Annotated in this window: 9 protein-coding genes; 2 read left to right on the top strand and 7 right to left on the bottom strand. The window is 40.9% G+C overall.

Features of this window, described 5'->3' with window-relative positions:
- Positions 1 to 122 precede the first annotated feature (122 nt).
- Positions 123 to 542 carry a GFA family protein gene (locus tag CAN34_RS06950; RefSeq protein ID WP_089555032.1) on the top strand — a complete coding sequence of 140 codons (420 nt, stop codon included), beginning with the start codon at positions 123 to 125 and terminating at the stop codon, positions 540 to 542.
- 341 nt (positions 543 to 883) lie between these two features.
- The gene (dps, locus tag CAN34_RS06955; RefSeq protein WP_079691263.1) at positions 884 to 1,381 is read left to right on the top strand and encodes a DNA starvation/stationary phase protection protein Dps; all 498 of its coding nucleotides are present in this window, start codon (positions 884 to 886) and stop codon (positions 1,379 to 1,381) included.
- Positions 1,382 to 1,534: 153 nt separating this feature from the next.
- On the opposite strand, the gene CAN34_RS06960 is transcribed toward dps, so the two are convergent.
- From CAN34_RS06960 to CAN34_RS06990, 7 genes are all read right to left on the bottom strand, one after another.
- Positions 1,535 to 2,248: a DUF2059 domain-containing protein gene (locus CAN34_RS06960; RefSeq protein WP_089555033.1), complete on the bottom strand. Its 714-nt coding sequence runs from the start codon at positions 2,246 to 2,248 to the stop codon at positions 1,535 to 1,537.
- A gap of 66 nt (positions 2,249 to 2,314) precedes the next feature.
- Positions 2,315 to 3,412: a cation diffusion facilitator family transporter gene (locus CAN34_RS06965; protein ID WP_089555034.1), complete on the bottom strand. Its 1,098-nt coding sequence runs from the start codon at positions 3,410 to 3,412 to the stop codon at positions 2,315 to 2,317.
- A 156-nt stretch (positions 3,413 to 3,568) separates the two neighbouring features.
- A complete protein-coding gene (locus CAN34_RS06970; protein ID WP_089555035.1) occupies positions 3,569 to 4,117 on the bottom strand; it encodes an acyl-CoA thioesterase in 549 nt (182 codons plus the stop codon).
- Between the two features lie 96 nt (positions 4,118 to 4,213).
- Positions 4,214 to 4,624, bottom strand: coding sequence for a DUF2177 family protein (locus CAN34_RS06975; protein ID WP_089555036.1), 411 nt, complete (start codon positions 4,622 to 4,624; stop codon positions 4,214 to 4,216).
- A gap of 75 nt (positions 4,625 to 4,699) precedes the next feature.
- The gene (locus CAN34_RS06980) at positions 4,700 to 6,094 is read right to left on the bottom strand and encodes a cyclopropane-fatty-acyl-phospholipid synthase family protein (protein WP_254423121.1); all 1,395 of its coding nucleotides are present in this window, start codon (positions 6,092 to 6,094) and stop codon (positions 4,700 to 4,702) included.
- 108 nt (positions 6,095 to 6,202) lie between these two features.
- Positions 6,203 to 7,303, bottom strand: coding sequence for a DUF1365 domain-containing protein (locus CAN34_RS06985; RefSeq protein WP_089555038.1), 1,101 nt, complete (start codon positions 7,301 to 7,303; stop codon positions 6,203 to 6,205).
- Positions 7,304 to 7,326: 23 nt separating this feature from the next.
- On the bottom strand, positions 7,327 to 8,864 hold a 1,538-nt coding region (locus tag CAN34_RS06990), incomplete at its 5' end, for an NAD(P)/FAD-dependent oxidoreductase (RefSeq protein ID WP_089555039.1).

Here is an 8,864-nt window from a genome sequence, read left to right on the forward strand (position 1 = left end):
TTAAATCATTATTTTTAAAGGTCATTTATTAAGTTAAACGCCTACAGATGGATGCAAAAACACTCAATAAAAAGCATGAAAACTCAGGTATAGTTCAATGACCATTAATCAAGGAACGAGTTATGAAAGGTCACTGTCTGTGCGGTAACATCACCATCAAATTAGAAGATATCAATACTTTTGAGGCATGTCATTGTACGATGTGTCGCCGTTGGGGCAGCGGACCATTAATGGCGATACATAGCCACTCAAAACCTGATATTCAGGGCGAAGACTCAATGACGGTCTATCCATCCTCTGCATGGGCAGAGCGTGCGTTTTGCCATAAATGCGGCACCAACCTATATTATCACCAGCTTGGCTCTGAAACTTATGTACTATCGCTTGGACTGTTCCAAGACAATCCAAACCTTAGTTTCGAGAGCCAGATCTTTATAGACAAGAAGCCCGACTATTATGAATTTGCCAATGACACGGTAAACTTAACCCAGCAAGAGCTGTTTGATAAATTCGCAGAAAAAGGCATTAGACCAAAAGACTAGAAATTTTAAGCCGCTTAAAACCCACATACCTATGTTAAATAATCCTAAGTTAAATAAGCCTAAGTTCAATAAGGTCAAAATATTAGTGTGTTCACCGATTGTTATCAGATCGTCCATTTTAACCACTATGTTTACAAAGGTTTTCACGATTAACAAACTCATTACACGACCTCTGTATAAAGCCTAAATGTCAGGGTTTCATCTCTTGTTTAAGCTGTTATTATCGATAGTGAATTCATAAGTAGTCAGCAACAACTTAATAAATAGAAACTTAAAGAGCTGTTGATAATAGTTATTAATTGAAACTCAAATATCAGTAAAATAAAATAATGGAGCAAAATATGAGAGAACGTTACGCAAGTGGAATAGATGATGCAACCGCAAAAAAAATGACTGATCTGTTAAACGCCAACCTAGCAAACGTCATCGACTTGACTCTAGATGGCAAGCAATGTCATTGGAATCTACAAGGTACTGGCTTTATCGGTGTACATCAGTTACTAGACGATACTGCTGAGCGTATTCGTGAGGTTTCAGATGCGATTGCTGAGCGTATTGTCATTTTAGGTGGTGAGCCGAATGGTACAGCCCGTCGCGTGGTAAAAGATTCTATTTTAGATGACTACCCGACTGATATCACCGAAGTGGAAGATCATGTTCGTGCGATTACTGATCGTTATAAAAAAGTAGCTGTTAAATTGCGTGAAGCAATTGAAGCTGCAGGTGATGCTGGCGATGAGGATACTGCTGATCTATTCACCGAAGCAAGCCGTATCATTGATAAAGACGCATGGTTCATCGGTGCCAATGCCCCGAAAAAAGATACGTCTAAAAAATAAGACTGTAATAAATAAGATTAACTTATTTGCTAAACATAAAAAAAGGTCACCTAAATGGTGATCTTTTTTATGTTTGCTTATTTTTAAGCTGGCTTCAAAATATCGAATTTAAAAACGACTAAGTTGAAAATAATTAGGTTAGCAGCAGCAAGCTTAGAAAATACCTTTCACGATTTGCTTCATCTGCGGCAATAGCTCGCCTAGTTGGGCTTCAGTTTCAGTAGTATCATCAGGTAAAGAGTGCTTCAAAAAAGCAGCAGTAATTTGTGGCTGTTTTGCTAAGATATTTTGACCGACAGCTGTATCGTAGAATTTGATTTGCGCATCCACTTCCGCTTGCGTGTAGTAAGTTTTTGCAGCACTGATATAGGCTTGCGTCAAGGTTTGGGCATCGGTCGCGTCACCAATACCGTTGCTCATAATTTTGGCATACTGACCTAAAACGTTTTGAATTTGATCTTGTAACTCGCGTTGACGCTTATTTAACTGCTTATCGTTTACTTGTTGCTGACTACGGCTTTGAGCTTGATTATTAATCGCCTCAATAGCAGCTTGCTGTCCATTGACGATAGATTGTATTTGTTCATCAATATGCATCACCTGCATAAGCTTAATAATAGAGATATCAGTAGGTAACAGGCTGCTGACACTTTGTGCATCATCAATCTTACGGACGGTATTATAGGGTGCGGATGTCACCGTTTTTGTTTGTTGAATTTGATTTGCATCACTGTGTACGATTAATTCTGCATTGGCTTGTACAGCAGTACCTGCCATTAGAGTCGCTACTACCAATGCCAGCAAAGGCGACACTATTTGTGTATGATGGTTGGGATTTTTCGTTAGAAGTTTTAAAGGAATTTTCATATTATATTCTCATTCTCATTATTATTATGGATTATGGATTATGGATTATGGATTATGGATTATGGATTATGGATTTTCAGTGTCAGGCAAGCGTAAGATTTCGGCATTAGGGACCGACAAGGTTAAAATAGCTTCTTGGAACAACGCCTGACTACGAAACTGATTTTCTATACTTTCAAACTTGTGCGCAATTTCTTGCTCATGCTGATTGCCAGCAATATCGACCGCCGCGACCATAAATATTTTTTTTGGACCTACCCACTCTAAATGCAAGTAAGAAACGCTATCGATATCTGGATGCTTGAGCAGTTCTGCTAAGATATAATCGTGCATTTTTTCTGAGACTCTATAGCCCACTAAAAAATCACGATTACGACTGATTAAAAAGACTGCCACAACGGCAAGCAATATACCAACAATAATAGACCCAAGCGCATCCCAAAATGGCTCACCAGTATAGGCATGCATTGCCATCGCAGCTGCCGCCACAACCAACCCGATGACTGCCGCCAAATCTTCAAAAAACACTCCACGCAAGGTAGGATTAGACGTATCAATCACATAACCTATGGCACTGACATTAATCGCTTCGCCATGTTTTTTACTTTGCAAATACGCCTGTGTTAAAGAAAATCCTTCTAGTACAAAGGCGACTGCTAAGATAATAAAACCGATGGTATAGTTGGTTTCAGTTTCAGCTGCATTCCACTCGGTAATACCAGTATAAATAGAAACCACTGACCCTGCCATGAAGACGCCAAACGCTGCAATCATCGACCATACATACGACTCTTTACCGTAGCCGAGTGGATGGCTTTTGTCAGCAGGTTTGATTGACTTTTTTTCTGCAATAATCAACAAAGTACCATTGCCCGCGTCTGCCCAAGAATGCGCAGATTCCGCTATCATAGAAGCAGAGCCTGTCATAAATGCAGCGACTGTTTTGGCAATGGCAATAATGAGATTGGCACCAACTGCAATCAGAACCGTTACTAATGAGCTCGATTTTTTGTCATCAGGGTTAGGCACAGATCTAGGTTGGTCAGAATGAATGTCATCTGGAGCATTGAAAGGATTTGGAGCGCGAGGGCGACCAATGCCGCTCGTATCAGCGCGCGGCATTGGCTCGGATTTTGCATCAGATTTTGACGGTTTTAAACTCATCTGAGCCTCAATAAATGAATGGTTTAAGGTATAAAACCAGACTAGCTATATATAGTCGCTAGCTGATTTTATTAGACACTTTAGCTTTCATTCAATGTAGTCAAAAACCTTGTATATATCAGTAATGTTTTGGTGAGAGTATGTTTATTGTCTGCATTAATGAGCAGACTCTGCACTTGCGACTTTATTATTGAATTTACTGATGTCGCAGCTGATACGTTGCGAGCCTTCCATACGCAGCTTTTTGCGCTCTAAGCCTGCATCAAAGCGGCATTGTTGCAAGGCATCTTTAATCTCAAGCTCAGGGATTAGCGTTGGCTTGCGGTTCTCATCAATCGCCACCATCGTAAAATAGCAGCTGTTGGTATGTCGAACGGTACGTGCACGTACATCCTCTGCCTCTACTCGAATACCGACTTCCATTGAGGTTTTGCCGACATAGTTCACACTAGCCGCAAACGTCACTAGCTCGCCGACATGAATAGGTTCACGGAACATTACTTGATCGACTGACAGTGTCACCACATAACTACCGCTATAGCGACTGGCACAAGCATAAGCAACTTGGTCCAGCATCTTGAGCAAATCCCCACCATGAACGTTGCCAATAAAATTGGCCATATCTGGCGTCATAAGCACTGACATATATAGCTCATGGTTTAATGGGACTCTTTTAGCGGTGGAGCTGGTATTGTATTGCGACATAGTGTTCCTTAACGGGTGTAAAAACTATTTAAAGTGTTATTTATACAGCAGCAATTGCCACAGCGCAAATATAGTCGATTCACCTTAACCAATAGATTAGCTTAACCAATGAAAACGATAAGCAAGCCAAGCCACGATAGCACTCACTGAACCCGTTAAAATGCCGCCCCAAGCAAAATCAACCAAAGCGGTGTCCATAGTAAAACCTTTATATAACGCTAAGCTGGTAAAATCATAAGTACCGTAAGCCATCAGTCCTATTAAAGCGCCCAATAAGAAAATATGGTGAAGCGGCGCATTTGATCTGATTTGTGGGTATAAAATAATGATACAAAGTGCCAACAGATAGAACATATAAAACACGCCAGCTGCAACCATATTGGGCTCATCGGCGAGCAAATGCCCAATACGCTTTTCATAAAAAAGACCCGTCATTGTCTTGAGCCAAACCGCATCGATGCCCAAAAATATAGCAACGGCGGCAAGATAGATATAAATATAACCCATGATAATATCCTTTTATAATGGTAGCTAAAAATTGGACAAATTTGTGCTGATAATCCGCGCAAGATAATGGCTTACTTAAGCAGGGACACTCACTGTTGCTGGTAAATCAGAAAAATGTAGCGTATCGATATTGTCTGGCTTAACCGCCGTGACTTGTACTACGCCAATCGTACGCTCCAAGAATCCACCTTCGCAGTAGCAAAAATAAAACGCCCATAAGCGAATAAAAGCCTCTTCATAACCGAGCGCTTTAATCTCTTCGCGCTGCGCCATAAATGCTATGCGCCAATCTCGCAAAGTATGGGCGTAGTCAAAACCATAATCGTGCAGCTGCTTAATGACCATATCCGTCTGTTCTGTGAACTGTGTATTCAGCTCTTGATTGGACAGCAAGCAACCACCTGGGAAAATATGAGTTTGGATAAAATCCACCGACTCTATATAGCTTTTATAGTTTTGATCATTAAAAGTAATTGCTTGCAGCACCATCAAACCCGTTGGCTTGAGCAAGCTATTACATTTAGCAAAAAATGTCGGCAAATACTCATGTCCAACTGCTTCAATCATCTCAATACTGACCAATTTCTCGTACTGCCCTGCCAGCTCGCGATAGTCTTGCTTGAGTAGGGTGATCTTATCAGAGAGTCCTGCAGCTTCGACACGGCGCTGCGCCTCTTCATACTGCGCGTCCGAGATAGTCGTCGTCGTTATGTGACAGCCATAGTGCTTTGCCGCATAAATAGCAAAACCACCCCAACCTGTGCCAATTTCTATTACATGATCTTCAGCTGTGAGTTGAAGACGTTGGCAGATCAATGCTAATTTATGCTGCTGCGCCTCAGCCAATGTCGCCTCTGGGTTTTTATAGACCGCTGATGAGTACATCATCGTATCATCTAAAAAGCGCTGATACATATCATTGCCCAAATCGTAATGCGCTAGAATATTGGACTTTGAGCCAGACTGATCGTTACTGCGCAGCTTATGATTTGCCCTCTCAAAGGTTTTACTAATGCCAGCAAAGCGGTTCTCTAGCTTATTAAGCACGGCTAGGTTACGCGCCGCCAATCGAATCAATCCCGTTAAATCAGCTGTATCCCATTCAGCGTTAATATAGCTATCCGCTAGCGCAATAGAGCCCCCAAACAGTAATTGACGATAAACGCTACTGTCATGAATCATGAGCGTCACGTCTAATGGATGACGACCAATGGCTGAGCTGCTTTGGGTGTTAGAAGATTTACTGCCAAAATGATGAGTCTTGGACGGCTGTCCAGCAAAGTCTTCAATAATAGTGATACTGCCAAATCGAATATGTTTTAGAGCACGAAATATGGCTTGTTTTGCCAAATAATTCACGCTGTTGGTCACTGGTTGCAAAATCGTACTGTCATTGACCGTTCGGCGCATGCTTGCGGTCATTTTTCCTAGTTTTGAAGCGGGTGCTCGGTCGGTCGGTCGTGCTGACATTATTTATTTATCCTTGTCTAAGTGCTCTAAATTAAGCGCTCTAAATTTTGGCATTGAGCTGGCTAGCTGTTGAAATAGTTATCTAACCATTATCTAAAACTCTAACTATCAAGAAATATCCTTTTGAGTACTCTCATTTTGCTGTTGGCTATCAGCTAATTTTTCATCGTAATTAATATAAGGTACTTTTTTAATGGCGTAGAGTTTAAAAGCATGCCAATAAATACGCATTAAAGAAGTCACATTCATCAGTGGGTTTTTTCGCAAGCTCTCGCGAATCGTCGTCGCTGTCATTGGTATGCCTGACATTTTTATGCCGGTTTTTAATACTTCGCCGCGTTCATCACTGATATTAATAGCAATACGAACTTGCAAGCCGTTATCTGACTGTTTTTTATCCTCATTTTTTACTGCACTTTTTATCGCCACTTGCCAGCAATACTGCTGGTCAATGGGATTAAAAGGTGACACATGAAAGTCTTTATCGTGACAAAACTCAGTATTCGCGCCATCTAATAAAAACCCATAATAATGACGTTTATCCCACGGCGTATTGGACACTTCAGCCAATAAATGGGTTGGTTTTTGCTCCATATCAAAACCCAAGTAGAAATTCACAGGGCTGAAATAGATACCGGCATTGCGGCAAACAACCATGCCAATCATACCGCCTATTGGCGCACTACCTGTCCTTTCTGTAAAGGCTTGAATCAAACGTTGTTCAAGCGCTTGGACATTTATTAAAGATTCATTTCTATCTAAAGTACTTTTTTTATCTGAAGTTTTGCTTTCATTGTTAAAGTTTTTATCTTTACTTAGGCTATTTGACTCTTGTAAATTTAGTCCTTGTAGATAATCATTAGGATAAAATTGCTGCAATGCTTTTTTCTTTGCTGAAAATAACGGCAATCCTTTTGACAGTAGTTTTTTTGAGAAAATCTTCTTGGATAACAATGCATTTAACGGCAATTTTCTTAGGATTTTACTGTTGCTAAGAATTGCTGTTTCTACTTCAGGAAGTGCTTGTCCTGCTACTAGCGCACTAATATTGACGCCCCAATAGCGATAAGGATAAGCAAATTTATGCATACTCGGTAACAGCCGACTATGCCATGTCGTTCCATGAAACAGTTGGTGCTGCAAGCTCACATTATCATGAGGCGACGCTTGCTTTAATATCCTGTCAGACGGAGGCGTTGAACCAGTCATAGTGCTCTCTCCCATTAATTCTGCTATATATTTTTGGCTTTACGACGAGCAAAAAAACCCAGTTTTTTCTTATTAAATGCTTCGGCATCTGGCTGTAAAGTCGCGATATATTCCACCAATTCTTGATTAGTAGTGGCAGTCACTACCTGACGTTTTTTGAGTTTGCGCGACTGTTTGTCTGCTTTTATCGGCAAGTCTTTATAGCGAAATGGTGTATGCGCACTCTCGGCATCCGGCAGAGGGCTTTGGTCAACGCTATCCTTAATATCAATGTTGCATTTTAATGCCTGACAAACACGCAGAGCGCTGCGCACCCCATCTTCATGAAAGCCATTAAACCAATAAGCACCGCAGAAATGAGTGTGTAAGCTACTACCAGAAATACGCGACCACTGAGCTTGCGCGTCAATCGTCTCGTTATTGAATACGGGATGGCTATAGTCAATTCGCTTGATAACTTGACTCTCATCTACCTCGTGATTTAGCGTCACTAAGTAATTATGCTGCTTGGTTAAACGCTGCAAGATATTCATATGATAGGTCAATACTGGTTTCACTGAAGCTTGCGTCTGTCCTTTGCTATTTTGAGTAGAATTTTTATCATCAATTAAATAGTTCCAACTTGCCCATGCAAGTGGCTTTTTCGGCAAGACGGTCGTGTCGGTATGCAGGACAGCGGTATTACTTGTAAACTTGAAATGACTCAGTACTTCCTGCTCAGCAGGACTGGCGTCTTTTATTATTTTAAGCGCCGTATCCGCATGACAAGCAAAGATCACTTCATCGAAAATCATTTGTTGCACAGATTTATTGTCTTTAGTAACGGCCTCATTACTATTACTGACGGTCAAAGTGACTGTCTCATCATGACGAATAACAGACTGCGCCGGACTGTTGACTCGAATGCTGCCGCCAGCTTTCACAAAGCGTGTTACCAGCTTATTCACGTACTGCTTAGAGCCGCCTTTTATCGTGAACCACTGCGGACGATTGACCACATCAAGCAAGCCATGATTATCAAAGAATTGAGCAAAGAAAATCAAGGGGAAGTCTTGCACCTCGCTCAAACTGGTTGACCAAATAGCGGACACCATTGGCAATAGATAATTATCGGTAAATAAATCACCGTATTTACTACTATTAAGATAATTGCCTAGCGTTTGCTCGGTAAAGACACTGAGATCGTGTCCTTGCGCGCGAGCCACATCATAATCTTGACGCAGCTGACGAACCTGTTTATTGAACCGCAAAATATCAGTGATAAATGCCCAAAACTTAGGGTTAAGAATATTTTTGCGCTGCGATAATAAAGTATTGAGTGTATGACCATTATATTCAAAATTACGAGCGGTATTTTTAACTGAGAAACTCATATCTGTTGCTTGAAACGGTACTTGTAGCTCATAAAGCAAACGAAAAAAGTTGGGATAAGTACGCTCATTAACGACGCTAAAGCCAGTATCTATCGCACTTTTATCTCCTTTGCTTGGTTTTGCCTTTTTACCATCTTGTAGTGTCCCATCGATCGTATTTAAGTGTACTTCTTTTTTTTTTTTTTTTT

The sequence above is a fragment of the Psychrobacter sp. DAB_AL32B genome (genome assembly GCF_002224105.1).
GTDB lineage: Bacteria > Pseudomonadota > Gammaproteobacteria > Pseudomonadales > Moraxellaceae > Psychrobacter.

Bases quoted from the DNA above. Each gene is read 5' to 3' on its own strand.
- CAN34_RS06950 (WP_089555032.1), top strand. From the start codon at position 123: ATGAAAGGTCACTGTCTGTGCGGTAACATCACCATCAAATTAGAAGAT.
- dps (WP_079691263.1), top strand. From the start codon at position 884: ATGAGAGAACGTTACGCAAGTGGAATAGATGATGCAACCGCAAAAAAA.
- CAN34_RS06960 (WP_089555033.1), bottom strand. From the start codon at position 2,248: ATGAAAATTCCTTTAAAACTTCTAACGAAAAATCCCAACCATCATACA.
- CAN34_RS06965 (WP_089555034.1), bottom strand. From the start codon at position 3,412: ATGAGTTTAAAACCGTCAAAATCTGATGCAAAATCCGAGCCAATGCCG.
- CAN34_RS06970 (WP_089555035.1), bottom strand. From the start codon at position 4,117: ATGTCGCAATACAATACCAGCTCCACCGCTAAAAGAGTCCCATTAAAC.
- CAN34_RS06975 (WP_089555036.1), bottom strand. From the start codon at position 4,624: ATGGGTTATATTTATATCTATCTTGCCGCCGTTGCTATATTTTTGGGC.
- CAN34_RS06980 (WP_254423121.1), bottom strand. From the start codon at position 6,094: ATGTCAGCACGACCGACCGACCGAGCACCCGCTTCAAAACTAGGAAAA.
- CAN34_RS06985 (WP_089555038.1), bottom strand. From the start codon at position 7,303: ATGACTGGTTCAACGCCTCCGTCTGACAGGATATTAAAGCAAGCGTCG.